General features: G+C 71.1%; 11 protein-coding genes and 1 pseudogene. 6 read left to right on the top strand and 6 right to left on the bottom strand.

Going from position 1 to position 16539, the window contains the following annotated elements:
- Positions 1–127: 127 nt before the first annotated feature.
- From CFP71_RS02950 to CFP71_RS02925, 6 genes and pseudogenes are all read right to left on the bottom strand, one after another.
- A pseudogene (locus CFP71_RS02950) lies at positions 128–5332 on the bottom strand (type I polyketide synthase); the annotation flags it as partial.
- Positions 5331–6452 (bottom strand): HAD-IIIC family phosphatase, encoded by a 1122-nt coding sequence (locus tag CFP71_RS02945; RefSeq protein WP_093932274.1) that lies wholly within the window; start codon positions 6450–6452, stop codon positions 5331–5333. The pseudogene CFP71_RS02950 and the gene CFP71_RS02945, both read right to left, overlap by 2 nt.
- Entirely contained in the window at positions 6449–7582 is a 1134-nt protein-coding gene (locus CFP71_RS02940) for an acyl-CoA dehydrogenase family protein (protein ID WP_093932273.1), read from the bottom strand. Before CFP71_RS02940 ends, CFP71_RS02945 begins: the two co-directional genes overlap by 4 nt.
- Positions 7572–7826 carry an acyl carrier protein gene (locus tag CFP71_RS02935; protein ID WP_093932272.1) on the bottom strand — a complete coding sequence of 85 codons (255 nt, stop codon included), beginning with the start codon at positions 7824–7826 and terminating at the stop codon, positions 7572–7574. The genes CFP71_RS02940 and CFP71_RS02935 overlap by 11 nt, the downstream gene beginning before the upstream one ends.
- A gap of 14 nt (positions 7827–7840) precedes the next feature.
- Positions 7841–8503, bottom strand: a complete 663-nt coding sequence (locus CFP71_RS02930; protein ID WP_093932271.1) for an O-methyltransferase — start codon at positions 8501–8503, stop codon at positions 7841–7843.
- On the bottom strand, positions 8503–9381 hold the full coding sequence (locus tag CFP71_RS02925; RefSeq protein ID WP_093932270.1) for a 3-hydroxyacyl-CoA dehydrogenase family protein: 879 nt from the start codon (positions 9379–9381) through the stop codon (positions 8503–8505). The genes CFP71_RS02930 and CFP71_RS02925 overlap by 1 nt, the downstream gene beginning before the upstream one ends.
- 244 nt (positions 9382–9625) lie before the next feature.
- Here CFP71_RS02925 and CFP71_RS02920 point away from each other — a divergent pair, with 244 nt between their 5' ends.
- From CFP71_RS02920 to CFP71_RS02895, 6 genes are read left to right on the top strand one after another with little or no spacing between them, the layout of a single operon-like run.
- The gene (locus tag CFP71_RS02920; RefSeq protein WP_093932269.1) at positions 9626–10744 is read left to right on the top strand and encodes an acyl-CoA dehydrogenase family protein; all 1119 of its coding nucleotides are present in this window, start codon (positions 9626–9628) and stop codon (positions 10742–10744) included.
- Positions 10741–12204, top strand: coding sequence for an AMP-binding protein (locus CFP71_RS02915; protein ID WP_093932268.1), 1464 nt, complete (start codon positions 10741–10743; stop codon positions 12202–12204). The genes CFP71_RS02920 and CFP71_RS02915 overlap by 4 nt, the downstream gene beginning before the upstream one ends.
- Complete coding sequence (locus tag CFP71_RS02910; protein WP_093932267.1) at positions 12194–12469, top strand: acyl carrier protein; 276 nt, start codon at positions 12194–12196, stop codon at positions 12467–12469. Before CFP71_RS02915 ends, CFP71_RS02910 begins: the two co-directional genes overlap by 11 nt.
- The gene (locus CFP71_RS02905) at positions 12466–13848 is read left to right on the top strand and encodes an NAD(P)/FAD-dependent oxidoreductase (protein WP_093932266.1); all 1383 of its coding nucleotides are present in this window, start codon (positions 12466–12468) and stop codon (positions 13846–13848) included. Before CFP71_RS02910 ends, CFP71_RS02905 begins: the two co-directional genes overlap by 4 nt.
- A 31-nt stretch (positions 13849–13879) precedes the next feature.
- The gene (locus CFP71_RS02900; protein ID WP_167405977.1) at positions 13880–15136 is read left to right on the top strand and encodes a cation:proton antiporter; all 1257 of its coding nucleotides are present in this window, start codon (positions 13880–13882) and stop codon (positions 15134–15136) included.
- The gene (locus tag CFP71_RS02895) at positions 15118–16518 is read left to right on the top strand and encodes a DUF6002 family protein (RefSeq protein ID WP_093932264.1); all 1401 of its coding nucleotides are present in this window, start codon (positions 15118–15120) and stop codon (positions 16516–16518) included. Before CFP71_RS02900 ends, CFP71_RS02895 begins: the two co-directional genes overlap by 19 nt.
- The last annotated feature ends 21 nt before the right edge of the window (positions 16519–16539 follow it).

The raw sequence follows: 16539 nt of genomic DNA, 5'->3' as shown, positions 1-16539 counted from the left end.
AAGCCACTTTCGCGACGTGTCCGAGCCTTCCGTCGCCCATAAGGACCCCACCCCCTGTGGCGAAGGGGACTTTCCGCGCGTGCGATGAAGGGAAAGCTCCCATCACCTCGCCGATCACCATCGCCACTCACGACCATCCGTACCTCCGGTTTTCGTCGACCAGCCGGAAGAGCTGGTCGTCTGTGGCGGTATCGAGGTCCACGTCATCGTCGGCGGCGGTCCAGCGGTCCAGCAGGTTCCGCACCAGGCGGAGCGCCCGCGGCCGGGACTCGCCGTTCGCCACGATCGCCGACAGCACGGCTTCCGCCCGGGCGAGATCCGTCTGGACCGCGGGTTCGGCCAGCAGCACGAGCAACTGCTCGGCGACAGCCGCCGGGGTCGGGTGGTCGAAGACCAAGGTGGCAGGGAGCTCGAGAGCTGTGACCGCGGTCAGGCGGTTCCGGAGATCGATGGCCGTCAGCGAGTCGAAGCCCAGGTCCTTGAACGGCTTCGTCACCGGGAGCCGGTCGGGATCGGGATATGCCAGCACCGCCGCGGCTTCACGGGTCACCACCCGCTGAAGGGCGGGAATGCGCTCTTCCGGCGGCAAGTTGTGCAGCCGGTGGTGCAGGCCCGCGGGACGGGCCGGCCCGTCGGCGACCCGGCGTTTCGGCTCCGCCGTGGCGCTTCGCAGCAGGTGCGGACCGGGCCGGGACCTGCTCGGATCCGCCCCGAGCGGAGAGACGAGCAGCGCTGCCTCGGGGATCCGGACCGCGGCGTCGAACAAGGCGAGTCCTTCGCGGTTCGACATCGGCACACCGAGCCGGGCGAGATCGCGGTGCTCGACCAGCCCGCTGCTCATCCCGTTCGCTTCGGCCCAGAAGCCCCACGCCAGTGACTGGGCGGCCAATCCGGCCGCACGCCGGTGCTCCGCGAGGGCGTCGAGGAACGTGTTCGCGGCCGCGTAGTTCCCCTGACCGCCGGTGCCGAGCACCCCGGCCACCGAGGAGAACAGCACGAAGTAGTCGAGCTCCAGGTCGCGGGTCAGCAGGTGCAGGTTCCAGGCCCCATCGACCTTCGGCGCCCGCACCCGGGCCAGCCGGTCCGCGTTCAACGCCGTGATGACCCCGTCGTCGAGCAGCCCCGCGGTGTGCAGCACGCCGCGGATCCGCCAGCCCGCAGGTAGTCCGGCCAGTGCCTCGGCGACCGCGGGCCGATCGGCGACGTCGCACGCGCGCACCACACATTCCGCGCCGTATTCGGCCAGTTCGGAGACCAGGCTCGCCGTCGTCCGCGAGGCCGGGCCACGCCGGCTCAGCAGCACCAGACGTCGCACCCCGTGCGCCCGCACCAGGTGCCGTGCCAGCAATCCGGCCAGCCTGCCCGAGGCCCCGGTGACCACCACGGCCCCGTCCGCCAGCCGAGGGCCGGCTCCGGCCGAACGGGCCGGAACCAGCCTGGGGACCAGCAGGACCGACTCGCGCAGGGCGAAGGCGGGCTCGTCCGTACCAAGAACTTCGGCCAAGCTGGGCACGGCTCCGTCGACATCGGCCAGGACGAACCGGCCGGGGTGTTCGGTCTGCGCAGAGTGGACCAGACCCCACACCGCCGCCTGAGCGGGATCTCGGGCCGGCTCGTCCGGCCGCGTCGTCACCGCGCCCCGGGTGAGGAACACCAGCCGGCCGGACCGTGCCCGCGGTTCGGTCAGCCAGGCCTGAAGCACCGCCAAGGTCCACTCGGTCACCGACTGCACGGACGCCGGCACGTCGCCGGTGAACTCCGCGCGTGGAACCGGGGCCACCACGATTTCGGGTTCGGCCGACGCGAACACCGCAGGCAAAACCGGGTGCACCGGCACCCCGGTCAACCCGGGCACGGGTTCTTCCGCGAGCACGGCCAGCCGCTTCCTGCCGGGAGGTTCCCCCGCCCCGGGAGTCCAATCGAGGCGAAACAAGGACGGCGTCGACGTCGGTTCCGGCCGCGCACCGGAGGGAGACCGGAAGCCGACGTCATCGACCCTCGCGACCAGCTCACCCGATGAGTCCGCCAGCACCACCCGGAAACGGTCCGACGCCGTCGCCGTCACCCGGACGCGAAGTGCGCTCGCCCCGGTCGCGTGCACCGAAACACCCGCCCACTCGGCCGGGTCACCGGTGCCGTGGCCGGCGCCGAGGAGCCGGCCTGCCCGCACGGCCGCGTCCAGCAGCGCCGGATGGAGCCCGAACCGGGCCACGTCCGGCGCTGCTTCCGGCGGTAGCGCGACCTCGGCGAAAACCTCGTCGCCGCTTGCCCACGCGGCCCGCACTCCGGTGGCCGACTGCAGCGAAAGCGCGTCGGGCGGTGGCCACGCGGTCAGCCCCGGATCGACGACGGCCGGCGAGGGCGAGCTCAGGATCCCAGTGGCCGACCGGACCCACGGGCCGGCTCCGGCGGGACGGGCGTGCACCGTCAGCGCCCGGCGACCTGCCTCGTCGGCCGCCCCCACCGACACCTGGACGTCGGCCGGGCCCTCTTCAGCCTGGCCCGGCCGGGCCGGTACGACCAGCTCCTCCAGCACCGGGCACCCGACCTCGTCACCCGCCCGGATCGCCAGCTCGACCAGGGCCGCCGCGGAGAGCGTCGACGACGACAGCCGTCCCATCAGCACGGCGCCGCCACTTTCCGCCACTTCGACGGACGTGCGCAGCCAAGGGTGCTCCACCGGGCGCACCCCGCTCCCCGTCGGCGCCGCCACCGGTCCGGGTGCTTCGTTCAGCCAGAACCGCTCGTGCTCGAAGGCGTACGTCGGCAGGCCGACAGGGACGCCGCCGGACGCCACCGGCGCCCAATTCACCGGCAACCCGCGCCGGTAGCCGTCCGCGGCCGACGTCAAGAAGCGGCGCCAGCCGCCGTCCCCGCGCCTCAACGTCCCGATGACGAAACCGTCGGCGTGCGCGTCCGCCAGCGTCTCGCGGACGGCGGCGTTCAGGGTCGGGTGCGGCGAACATTCCACGAACGCGGTGTGGCCGGTTTCGGCCACACCGCGCACGGCGTCGGCGAACCGGACCGGCAGGCGGAGGTTGCGGAACCAGTAGTCCGCGTCCAGCTCGGTGCCCGGCAGCCACCGGTTCTCGACCGTGGAATAGAGCGGGACCGTGCCCGGTCCGGGCCGCACCGGGGCCAGCCGCGTGCGGATCTTCCCGGCGAGCACCTCGACCTGCGGTGAATGCGAACCGAAATCGACCCCGGGGACCGGCTGGTGCCGGATGTCGCGGCGAGCCAGCTCGGCCGCGAACGCCGCCAGTGCGGCCCCGGCACCCGAGACGACTGTCGCGTCCGGACTGTTCACGGCGGCGACGGCGAGGTCACTTCCGGCCTGTTCCAGCAGGTCACCGACTCGATCGGCCGGGGCGAGCACCGACAGCAACCCGCCACTTCCGGCGATCTCGCCGATCACCGCGCTTCGCACCGCGACGATCCGTGCCGCATCGTCCAAGGACAAGATCCCGGCCACCGTCGCGGCCGCGATCTCCCCCTGCGAATGCCCGATCACCGCGTCCGGCCGCACACCGAGCGACTTCCAAGTCGCCGCCAGCGCGACCATCACCGCCCACAGAACGGGCTGCACAACGTCGACGCCGGCAGGCAACAACTCCTGGGCCAGCACATCACGCAGGTTCCAGCCGGTCCACGGTTCCAGTGCCTCGGCGCACTCGTCCAGCCGCGTGGCGAACACCGCGGACGACGCCGCGAGGTCCACCGCCATCCCCGGCCATTGCGAGCCCTGCCCTGGGAAGACGAAGACCGTCTTCGCGTCTTCAGACGCCGGCCCGGCATCGGTGTCCTCCTCGGCCACCCGGGCCAGACCGGTGAGCAGCTCGGCACGGTCACCGCCGACCACGACCGCACGGTGCTCGAAGAGGTGGCGTGTGGTCAGCAGCGAATGCCCGACGTCGACCGGCCGGAGCTCCGGGTGCGCGCCGACGTACTCCTGCAACCGCCGGGCCTGCCCGCGCAACGCGTCCGCGGTCCGCGCCGAGAGCACCCACGGGACGACCCCAGGAGCCTCGGGCCCGGCGGACCGTGCGGGTTCGGGCACGTGTTCCAGGACGACGTGGACATTGGTGCCGCTGAACCCGAACGACGACACCGCCGACCGTCGCGGCCGGTCCGCGTCGGCCCAGGGCCGGGCCTCGGTCACCAGCTCGACCGCTCCCGAACTCCAATCCACACGGGACGTCGGCTCGTCCACGTGCAACGTCGGCGGCACAACGCCATGGCGCATCGCCTGCACCATCTTGATCACCCCGCCCACCCCGGCCGCGGCCTGGGCGTGCCCGATGTTCGACTTCAGCGAGCCCAGCAGCAGCGGGTGCCCGGCGGGCCGCCTGCCGTAGGTGCCCAAGATGGCCGTGGCCTCGATCGGATCACCGAGCCGGGTGCCAGTCCCGTGCGCTTCGACCACGTCGACGTCCTCGGCCGCCAGGCCGGCGTCGGCCAAGGCGTAGCGGATCACCTGCTCCTGCGCCGGACCGCTCGGTGCGGTCAGGCCGTCGGTCGCCCCGTCCTGGTTCGCCGCCACGCCCCGGACCACGGCCAGCACCCGGTGACCGCGGCGACGGGCCACCGAGAGCCGCTCCAGCAGCACCAGTCCCGCGCCCTCCGACAACGCGGTGCCATCGGCCGCGGCGGCGAACGGCTTGCAGCGCCCGTCCGCGGCCAGCGCCAGCTGCCGGATGAAGTCGACGATCGCCTGTGGCGTCGCGAACACCGCGACCCCACCGGCCAGCGCCAGCTCGCAGTCACCCGCGCGCAGGGCCCGGACCGCCAGCTGCAGCGCCACCAGTGACGACGACGAGGCGGTGTCCACCGTCACCGCCGGGCCCGTCAGTCCCAGCACGTGCGAGATCCGGCCCGAGACCATGCTCGTCGTCGCCCCGGTCCTCGCGAACGCCTCGATCTCCTCGGGGATGCGCGCAAGCCTGGCCACGTAAGCGCTGTCCATCGCTCCGGCGAACACGCCGGTGGCGCTGTCCCGCAGGGTGGCCGGGTCGATCCCGGCGTCTTCCAGGCATTCCCACGCCGTCTCCAGCAGCAGCCGCTGCTGCGGATCCATCGCCAGCGCCTCGCGCGGTGAGATCCCGAAGAAGCCGGGGTCGAACTCCGCGGCCGTGTCGAGGAACCCGCTCTCGAACGAGAACGTGCCTTCGGCATCCCCGGCGGCCCGGCCGAAGTATCGGACCAGGTCCCAGCCCCGGTCGGCCGGGAAGGGCCCGATGGCGTCCCGGCCCGAGGCCACGAGCTCCCACAGCTGCTCCGGCGAGTTCGCCCCACCGGGATAGTGGCAGGCCATCCCCACGATGGCGATCGGTTCACTCCGCGGACCCGGCTTCTGGGCGGGCATCGGCTGCTCCTTTCCGGATTTCGTCAGCGGCCGGAGGCCAGGTGGCCTCGATCGAGATCCCGCTTTCGGCCGTCCGTTCGCCGGGCGCGAGGTGCAACCGCGTCCCGGGAGCGCCCGCCGGAAGCAGCTCGTGGCAGGCACAGGTCAAGCTCGGCCAGTCGTCGGTGAACCCGGCGAAGCGGTAGGCGATCTCCATCAACCGGTTGCGCCCGGTCCGGCGGAAGTCACCGACGAGATGTGCGCCGTCGGCGCGGGCCGCGCCGGAAAGCCAGTTCAACAGCGCGGCGCCGGCACCGATCGGCACCAGCCGGCAGGACGTGGCCACCAGGCGCAGGTGCCACACACCGGGGCGCCGGGTCACGACGACGACACCGGCCTTGCCGTAGGCGCCGAACCGGTCGGTGACCTCGGCGATCAGGATGTCGGCCGAGCCGTCGGCCAGGATCGCGCGCAGGTCCTCGTGCGTGTGGACCACACCGGTCGCGTTCATCTGCGTGGTCCGCGCGGTCAGTTCCGCCACCCGGTCGAGATCCGCCGGCTCGGCTACCGCGATCTTCATGACCACGTCCAGGTCGCGGACGAAGTCGGCGTCCGTGCCGTCGAACTCCGTACGGCTCGTTTCCCGCCGGGAGGCGGCCAGGTAGGAACCACGGCGCCGCGCGGACTCCTCGGTGATCACCGCCGGGGTGAACTCGGGCAAGCCCGCCAGGGCGGCGATTTCGTCATGGCGGTAGCACCGCACCGAGGGCAGCTTCCTCGACACTTCCGCGAGCTCGACCGGGTTGTCGTCCACGAACGCCATCGCCGCCAGGTCGAAGCGGAGGTGCTCGGCCACGGTCCGCACCGATCCGGACTTCGGCCCCCACCCGAACTGCGGGAAGAGAAAGTAGTCCGCGATCCCCAAGGCCTCGAGCTTGGCCGAAGCGATGTCACGGTCGTTGCGGCTGGCCACCGAGTGCAGGATCCCTCGCCGGTCCAGGCACGTCAGCAGCTCGATCGCCGCCGGTTTGAGGACGACCTCGTCGGACTCGGCCAGCACGCCGTCCCACAGCGTGTCGTCGAGGTCCCAGACGAGGCACTTGACGATCATCCGTCAGCGCCCCGGGAGACGCCCCCGTGCGCCCGGACGACGTCTTCGGCCAGCATCAGCTCGCAGATCTCGTTGGTCCCCTCGATCAGTTCCAGCACCTTCGCGTCGCGGTAAGCGCGTGCGACGGGTCCGGAGTCTTCGACGCCCGCGGAGGCGAGGACTTGCACGGCCCGCGAAGCCGCATTCACCGCTTCACGAGCGGCCACGTGCTTGGCCAGTACGACGGCGACCGCGGCGTCCGGCTCCCGGGCGTCGAGCGCGCTCGACGCCCGGGAACAGGCGAGCGTGGCGACGTGCTCGGCGACGCGCAATTCGGCCAGGTGCCGGGCGACCAGCTGGTGCCGCGCGATCGGCCGGCCGAACTGGAGCCGGCGGACGGCGTGCCGGGCCGCCGCGGCGAGGCAGCTCCGCGCGATCCCGACGCCGCCCCAGGCGACCGACAACCGGCCGTAGGTCAGGGTCCGGCCGGCCAGGTGGTTCAGCGGAGCCCGTTCGCTGTGCGCCAGCAGCGCGGTCCTCGGCAGTTCGACCGACCGGAGCGAAACGTGGGCGTGCCCGGCCGCGCGGAAACCCAGCGGGGTGCCGGTCGCCGTGATCGTGACGCCCTTCGCGTCGGCGGGCACCACAACCGCCGCGCCTCCGTCACCGCACCGGCCGAAGACCACGAGGTGGCCGGCGTAGGTACCCGCGGTGACCCAGCGCTTTTCCCCCGCGACGGTCACGGAGTCCGGGCCGGTGGTGATCTCGGTCGACATCGCGGCGAGGTCGCTCCCTGAACCGGGCTCGGTGAACGCCACCGCGGCCACGGACCCGGTCTTCGCGAACAGAGACAGGTAGTGCGCCCGTTGCCCGGCGTCACCGAACAGGCGCACCGCGGCCGCAGCCATGCCGTGTGCGGTGAAAACGCTGCGAAGGGAACCGCAAACGATCCCGGCGGCGGCGGTCAGCTCGCCGTTCTCACCGGCGTCGGCGCCGAGGCCGCCATACTCGGCCGCCACCTCCGCGCAGAACAGACCCGACCGGGCCAGCGTGGCCAGGAGGTCCGCCGGGATGGTGCCCGCCCGGTCCCACTGCCCGGGTGCCGCGTCGGCGAGCAGACCGGCGAGCGTGGTCTCGTGCTCACTCGCCATCCCGGCCGCCCCGCAGCCTGCCGACCAGGCCGGCCATCGCCGCCACCGAGCGGAAGTTGTCCAGGGCGAGATCGGCGCCGATCACTTCGACGCCGAACTCCTCCTCGATGCGCACCACCAGCTCCATGGCGAACATCGACGAGATCAGGCCCCGGCCGAAGAGGTCGGCGTCGTCGTCGAGTTCGAGGCCGGTGCGCTCGCGCACGAATTCCCTGAGCCCGGCCCGGATCCGCTCGTCCGCCACGTGCGCTCCCTTCGTCAGAAGTCCTGGTTCCGGCGGACGATCGTCAGCCCGTCGCCAATGGTGAGAACGACCTCCTGTGCCCGTTCGTCCGCTTTGATCAGGCGGTTCACTTCGCGGACCGCCTCGGTTTCCGCGTCGGTGGCGGTGCGATCGGCGACCCGGCCGAGGCAGAACGTGTTGTCCAGGAGCACCAGGCCACCCGGCCGCACCAAACGCATGCACCGCCGGTAGTACGTCGGGTAGGACGCCTTGTCCGCGTCGATGTACGCGAGGTCGAATTCCGCTTCGGTGGCGACGAGCTCGGCCAGGGTCGCGCCCGCGTCGCCTAGCCGGAGGGTGATCTTGCCGGTGACACCGTTGCGATCCCAGTGCCGCTTCGCGATCCGCGTCCACCTCGGCACCGAGTCGCAGGTGGTGATGACGCAGTCCGGCCCGGCGGACAACGCCATCGCCAGGGTCGAGTAGCCGGTGAAGGTGCCGATTTCGAGAACCCGGCGTGCGTCGATCGTCGCGACGAGCAACGCCAGCAGCCGGGCTTGGGCCGCCGACGACACCATCCGTGCGAGCATCGGCATCCGGGTGGTCTCGTCGCGCACCGCACGCAGCGCCGGCGGCTCCGGGGTCAGCGAGTCGACGTAGGCGAGCAACCCGGCGGTCAGGGCGGTCCGGTCGGCCATCACGGCTCCCCGTAGCGGTAGAAGCCGCGGCCGGCTTTCCGGCCGACACGGCCCGACGCCGCCATTTCGGACAGCAGCCGGCACGGTCCGGGGAACTTGGCGCCGTCCTGAGCCGCTTGGGCTTTGATCGAGTCGACGAGGTTGTCGATGCCGATGAGGTCAGCCGTCCGCAACGGGCCCATCGGGTGCCCCAGCGCGGCTTCCACAAGCCGGTCCACGGACTCGGCGTCGGCCAAGCCTTCCTCGACGATCCGCGCCGCGTCGTTGATCATCTGGTGCAGCAGCCGGCTGGTCACGAACCCCACTCCGTCCCCGACGAACACTGGCGTACGGCCGACTTCGGCCAGCAGCGAGCCGACCTTCCGGACGACCCGTTCGGACGTCGCCTGCCCGCGGACCGCCTCGACCGTGCGGATGAGGTAGGCGGGGTTCATGAAGTGCACGCCGATCAGGTCTTCGGCCCGCGGGCACAGTTCGGCGAGGCCGGCGATCCGGAAGGACGAGGTGCACGACACGAAGACGGTGCCGGCCGCGACGATCGGCCCCGCTTCGGCGTAGACCGCGCGTTTGGTTTCGAAATCTTCGGTCACCGCTTCGACGACCACGGCCGTGGAGGCGATCGCGCTGAAGTCGCTCGTGACGGTCAGCTCGCCGGCCGCGTTCGCTTTGGGCAGACCGCCCAGCAGGCGGCCGTGCTTCATCGAGCGGCCGACGCGGCCGGGCAGGCTCTCGCGGCGTTCTTTGTTGCTTTCGACAACGATCACCGGCTTGCCGAACCCCGTGAAGAGCGCAGCGATCCCGGCCCCCATGCTGCCCCCGCCGACGATGGCGACGACGTCGGCAGGTCCCGTGCTGAGGTCGGTCTTTTCGCTGCTCATGTCCCGGCTTTCTCATCCACTCGCCGTATCGGCCAAGGGAAAGGCTCGAAGCCGGGACCGAAGTCGTCCAGGCCCCGTTTCACCTCGCGGAATGATCGCGCCGAGGTATCGCCTTTCGGGCAGCGAACATCGATGGATGGACGCTTCAACGCGCGTTTCGTTTGAGTGGAGAAAGAATCCTTCGATAGTCCTTATCGGACGACGAAAGCTTCCGGAGCGAACGTGGCAGCCGACAGGAGGCCCCATGCCCTCGAGCCTTGAAGAGTTCCGCAAGGCCCTGCTTACGGCGTTCCCCGGCTCGCCGACGTCCGACCGGTCCGGGTTCTCCCGGGAAGACTGGGCTCGTCTCGGCGAGCTGGGCCTGCTCGGTACCTCTGTCCCGGCCGAGCTGGGCGGCGGGGGGCAGACCGCACGGGCGACCGCGGAGCTGCTGACCGTGGCGGGAGAAAGCTGCCACGACACCGGCCTGCTGTTCGCCGCCGCCGCACACTCGTTCGCCTGCACGATGCCTCTGGCACGCTTCCGCTCGAACGGCGTCCACGACCGGTGGCTGAAAGCGATGTGCCTCGGCGAAGCCATCGCCGGCTGCGGAATGACCGAGGCCGACGCCGGCTCGGACACGGCCCGGCTCACGACCACCGCGACTCCGGTCGCGGGCGGGTACGTTCTGAACGGCACGAAAACCTGGGTCGGCAACGGACCGGCCGCGGACGTATATCTGGTCTACGCGACCACGGACCCGGAAGCCGGGCACCTCGGCACGACCGCTTTCCTCGTGGAGCGAACCGATCCCGGTGTGCGCCCCGGCTCGGCGCACGACAAGGCCGGGCTGCGCTCATGTCCGGTGAGCCCGGTGCACCTGACCGACTGCCTGGTCCCCGACGACCGGGTGCTGGGCGCGGTCGGCGCCGGCTCGGCGGTCTTCGCGTATTCGATGCTGTGGGAACGCAGCTGCCTCTTCGCGATCTACGTCGGACTGCACCAGCGCCTGCTCGGCCTGTGTGTCGACCATGCCCGGCGGCGACGCCAGTTCGGTCAGCCCATCGGCCGGTTCCAGGCCGTCGCCGACCGGATCGTGGGGATGAAGCAGCGGCTGGAAAACGGGCGGCTCCTGCTCCACCGCGCGTGCGTCGCCGTCGACGAAGAAGCGGACGACGCCGCCGGCCTGGCCGCCGAAGCCAAGCTGGCGATCTCCGAAGGCGTCGTGGCCTCGGCGCTGGAGGCGGTGAACCTGTTCGGCGGCGCCGGTTACCTGCGTGGCGAACCCGTCGAGCTGATCCTGCGCGACAGTCTCGCGGCCACGGTCTTCTCGGGGACGTCGGACATCCAGCGCCGGCTGATCGCGCGGGAGCTGGGCCTGTGAATCTCCGTGACCTCGTGCCCTTCGCCGCCCGGCGTACCCCGGACGCCCCGGCAGTCGCTGACCTGGCCACGACGCTCACCTACGCAGAACTCGAAGCCACCTCAGCCGCGTCGGCCGCCGCCCTGCACGCGCTGGGGGTCCGGCCCGGCGACCGGGTGGTGCTTTGGGCCGAGAAATCCGCCGAACTGGTCGCCGTGCTGCAAGGAGTGCTGCGCGTGGGCGCGGTCTATGTGCCCGTCGCGCCGGGGAACCCGGTCGAACGCGTGCGCCGGATCATCGACGACTGCGGCGCCGCCTTGCTCGTCACCGATCAGACGCCGGAGACGAACTGTCCGAAAGCGACTCCCGCCCAGGTGTCGGCCGGTCACGGCACGGCGGCGGCACCCGTGCCGGTGGGGCCGGACGACCCGGTGTACATCGTCTACACCTCGGGCTCGACCGGTGCGCCCAAGGGCGTGGTGATGTCCGACCGCGCGGCGCTCACCTTCGTCGAGTGGGCCGTCACCACCACCGGGTTGACGCCGGACGACCGCTTGGCCAACCACGCTTCGTTCAACTTCGACCTGTCCGTCTTCGATCTCTACGGCGCGTTTTCGGTGGGCGCGAGCGTGCACCTCATCCCGGAGGCGCTCACCCACGTCGCTCCCATGCTGGTGGACTTCGTCCGCGACCACGAGATCTCCGTCTGGTACTCGGTTCCGTCCGCACTGGTCAAGATGATCGAGGACGGCGAACTGCTCGCCCGGGGCCCGGGCCGGCTCCGGATGTGCGTCTTCGCCGGCGAACCGGTGCCGTTGCCGGCCTGCCGGCGACTGCTCACGGAGTGGCCGGCCACCACCGTGTTCAACTGGTACGGGCCGACCGAGGCCATCGTCTGCACGTCCCACCAGGTCACCCCGGCCGATCTGGAGCGCAGCACGCCCCTGCCGGCGGGCCGGGCCGCCTGCGGGAACGACGTCCGGCTCACCGTCGACGGCGAGATCGTCGTCGACGGCCCGACCGTGATGCTGGGTTACTGGGGCCGCGAGTCCCGCCGCGGGCCGCACCACACCGGTGACCTCGGCCGCTTCGACGCGGACGGCACCCTGCACTGCCTGGGGCGGCAGGACGACATGGTGAAGGTCCGAGGACACCGGATCGAGCCCGGGGAAGTCGAAGCGGCCCTGTCGTTGCACGAAGATGTCGCGCAGGTCGTCGTGTTCGGCTCCGGCTCCGGCGCCGAAGCACGGTTGCACGCGGTGGTACGGCCCCACGGTGAGCGGCGACCCGGTCTCGGCGCGCTCCGGCAGCACTGCGCTCGGTACCTGCCGCCGTACATGCGGATCGACTTCCTGCACCTGCGCGAGCACTTTCCCCTGAACCCGAACGGGAAAGTCGACCGGCCGCACCTCGTCCGTGAGGTGCTGCGCGAAGCCGAGCGCACCCGACAACGAAATCTGGAGGCTCCCCATGTCGTCTGAGGCCGATCGGGCCGCGGAGCTGCAGGCTCGGATCCTGGCGTTCGTACACGACGAACTCGCCAACGAGGCCGAGCGCGCACTGGTGACCGCGAGCGCGCCGCTGCTCGAAATAGGGGTCCTGGACTCCCTTCGCACCACGAGGCTCATCGCCTGGCTCCGCGAAGAATTCGGCGTGCGGGTGCCGCCGCTGGCGATGACCGGGAAGAACTTTCGAGACGTCGGCAGCATCACCACGCTCGTCCTCGACCTCCGGACCGCGGCATGACCGGCGAGGGAAGCCCGCCGGCCGCCGGCGGCGCGGATTTCGACGTGGCGGTGATCGGGGGTGGCCCGGGCGGCTCCACCGCTGCCTCGTACCTGGCCAAGGCCGGCTTGTCCGTGGCCGTCTTCGAGGCGCAGACTTTCCCCCGCGAACACGTCGGCGAATCCTTGGTCCCGGCGACCACGCCGGTGCTGCTCGAGATCGGCGCGATGGACAAGATCGAAGCCGCCGGCTTTCCCCGCAAGTACGGCGCCGCCTGGTCGGCGGCCACCGGCAACGCCGGCATAAGCCCGCTCGGGTTCCAGGTTCCCGACGACGGCTTCGGCAACGCGGATCTGCTGTTCAACGAGCGCGTGCAGCCAGGAGTGGACCGGGACTACACGTTCCACGTCGACCGGGGCCGGTTCGACCACATCCTGCTGAAGCACGCCGAAGAACTCGGCGCGAAGGTTTTCTCCGGTGTCCGTGTCCACGGCGTCGACTTCACCGACCGGGATCTTCCGGCTCTCGACATCGGGCTCGGGCCGGCACCCAGCCGGGTGCACGCCCGCATGGTGGTCGACGCGAGCGGCCGGTCGACGCTGCTGGGCCGCCAGCTCAAGGTCAAGGTCCCGGACCCGGAGTTCAAGCAGTACGCCGTGCACGCGTGGTTCGACGGGCTCGACCGGACCGCGCTCACCACCGACGAACGCCAAGCCGACTACATCTTCATCCACTTCCTGCCGCTGGAGGACACCTGGGTATGGCAGATCCCGATCACCGACACCATCACCTCGGTCGGCGTCGTGACGCAGAAAGCCAGGTTCAAGGAAGCCAAGGACGACCTCGAGCGGTTCTTCTGGAACTCCGTGGCCACGCGACCCCGACTGTCGGACGCCCTCCGGCGGACCGAACGGGTCCGTCCCTTCAAATCCGAAGGCGACTACAGCTACGGCATGCGCAAGGTCGCCGGGGACTCGATGGTCCTGATCGGGGACGCCGCCCGGTTCGTCGACCCCATCTTCTCGAGCGGTGTGTCAGTGGCGATGAACAGCGCCCGGCTCGCCTGCGCCGACATCGTCGCGGCCGCCGGCGCGGGCGACTTCCGCACCCACCGGTTCGACACCTACGTCGGCAAACTCCGGCGCGCCGTCTCGACCTGGTACGAGTTCATCTCCATCTACTACCGGCTGAACATCCTGTTCACGGCGTTCGTGCAGGATCCCCGCCATCGGCCGGACATGCTGAAGCTGCTGCAAGGCGACGTCTACGACGACGAAGAGCCGAAAGCACTGATCGCCATGCGCGAGTTCCTCGCGGTCGTCGAAGCCGATCCGACGCACCTGTGGCACGACAAGCTCGGCAACCTGCGGGTCAGCCAGGAGTCCCGATGTCTCTTCTGAGTCCCGGCCGCCAGGATCCGGTGCGGACACCTTGACCGCGCCAGTGGGCCAGTTCTTCTTCAGCCTCGCCGTCATCATCATCGCGGCGCGGATCGGCGGGGTGCTCGCCAAGCGACTCGGCCAGCCGCCGGTGGTCGGCGAGATCGTCGTGGGCATCGCGCTCGGTCCCTCGCTGCTCGGCCTGGTCGCCCCCGGTTTGGCCGCTTCGGTGGTGCCGGCGGCGGTAGCCCCGATGATCCAGAGCGTCGCCCAGCTCGGACTCGTCGTGTTCATGCTGCTCGTCGGCCTCGAGATCGACACCACCGCGCACCGCGGGAACACCGTCCTGGTCGCCTCGGCCGGGCTGGGCGCCGCCCTCGTTCCGTTCGGGCTCGGCGCGCTGCTTTCCCTCCTGCTCAGCGCCCGGTACCCGGCCGACGTGTCCGCGGCGGCCTTCACGCTGTTCTGCGGCGTGGCCCTTTCCGTCACCGCTTTCCCCGTGCTGTCGAGGATCGTCGAGGAACGCGGCCTGACCGGCACCCCGCTCGGCACGGTCGCCGTGTCCGCCGCCGCCGTCATCGACCTGATCGCCTGGGCCGCGCTCTCGGTGGTCACCGGACTGGCGGCATCCGGCCACGGGGCCGGTTGGCTACCGGTGCTGGGCGTCGGCTTCGCGCTCCTGATGCTGCTGGGGGTACGGCCGCTGCTGGCGCGGGCAGCGCGGTCCGGGCTTGTCGCCCGGTGCTCCTCGCCCACCCTCCTCGCCAGTGCCTTGGCCGCCGCGGCGCTGGCCGCGTGGTTCACCGAGTCCATCGGCCTGCACATCATGTTCGGGCCGTTCCTGGTCGGGCTCGTCATCCCCCGCACCGGCGACACCGCGCGGTTCCTCACCGACCGGCTCGGCGACGTCTGCGGTCGCCTCCTGCTTCCGGCGTTCTTCGTCGTCGGCGGCCTGGGCGTACACCTCGAAGCGCTGACGGTGAGTGATGCGGCCGTCTTGGGGCTGGTCGTCCTGCTGGCGGTCGCCGGGAAGGTAGCGGGCGGCGCGGTGCCGGCCCGGCTGGCGGGCTGGGACGGGCGCACCGCGACCCGGCTCGGTGTCCTGCTCAGCACCCGCGGTCTCACCGAACTGGTCGTCCTCTCGATCGGTCTCGCCGAAGGCATCCTGACGCACCGCCTTTACACGATCTTCGTGGTCACCGCGATCGTCACCACCGTGATCACCAGCCCGCTCTTGACCGCGCTCGAACGAAAACCCGGCCGCGGACGACGACCCGAGGAGACGATGGCATGCACCGAGCGGAACTGAACGTCCCCGACGCTTTTGCTCGCTATTGGACGGAGCTGGAAGAGGCGCTCGCCCGCACGGAAGCGCGGCGCTCGGCCGCCCCCGGCGGACCGACGCGATTCTCGCCACCGTTCCGGTTCCCGCCCCGCGGCGAGCTGCCGGACGGCGCCACCGCCGCCAGCGCCCTCGCCCTGGGTTCCCTCGGCGAATACCGCGGGAAGCAGTTGCGGTACCTCGATCTCGCGCGCAACCCTGGCACACGCACGACCAAGTCCTTCGGGTCGCTGGCCATCGTCCTGCGCGCGGTGGCACACACCCGCGCCACCGGCGAGCCGATCATGCTGGTCACGCCGTCGTCCGCCAACAAGGCAAGCGCGTTGCGCGACGCCGTCGGCCACGCCTACCAGGTCGGTCTGGCCACACCGCGCACGCTCCGCGTCAGCGTGGTGATCCCCGCGACCGGACTCCCCAAGCTCTGGGCGTCGACGTTGGACACCGACGCGAACCTGCGGTCCTCGAACCCGATCTGCGTCTGCGACGCAGAGGATCCCGAAGTGGTCAAAGAGCTGGTGCGCGAATTCTCCGGTCGCGACGCCGAGCGCATCGCGGGCGAGTCCGGCTTCCGGCTCTGGGAAAGCCAGCACATCGACAACTACCTCGTCGCGGACGTCGTCCGCGGTTTCGCCGAGTTCGACGCGTGGGGCGTCCCGCGGAACCCCCGACTCCACGTGCACGCGGTCTCGAGCGCGTATGGCCTCCTCGGCCACGCACTCGGCGCCCGGATCCGCGGTGCGGGAGCTCCGGCGAACTACCTGCTGATCCAGCACCTGGCGACGCCCGATCTCGTGCTGTGGAGTCACACCGGCCGGATGGACGAGGCCGATCTGCCCTCCTACACCTTCGACCCGACGACGAACCGGTACCGGCAGGACGAGTCGCCGTACTTCCCGCCGACGGTGGAGGACCTCCACGAGTGCGTCGAGCCGACGTTCTACACCCGCCGGCCGCCGACCGTGGACCAGATCGCCGACTGGTTGCCCGGCGCGAAGGGCCGAGGCATGGTCGTCTCCCGGGAGGAGTGCCGGTCCCGGTACCCGGAAGTGGCGGAGCGGCTGGCCGTGCACACCCAGGTCCGGCCCGCCGCCTCAGCGGCGGAAGTCCGCGAGTGGTCCACGATCATGGCCGTCACCGGAGCCATGAACGCGATCGACCGCGGGCTGGTGGCCGAGGACGAGATCGTCATTCACGGCTCCGGCTGCTACGACGCGACCGACGTCGGCACCCGCCCCAGCGAGTTCGTCAGGCCCGTCGCCTCCGCGGCCGACGTCGCCGACATCGTGACCCGCGCCTGCCTGCACCCGGCCGATGACGCCCGGCTGGTCCGGGCCTCGACCAACCGATAACCCCAACCGATAACCGAGGAG

It is taken from the genome of Amycolatopsis thailandensis (assembly GCF_002234405.1).
Lineage (GTDB): Bacteria > Actinomycetota > Actinomycetes > Mycobacteriales > Pseudonocardiaceae > Amycolatopsis > Amycolatopsis thailandensis.
The sequence above is the reverse complement of the archived record's forward strand: the minus strand, read 5'-3'. Positions and strand labels throughout refer to the sequence as shown.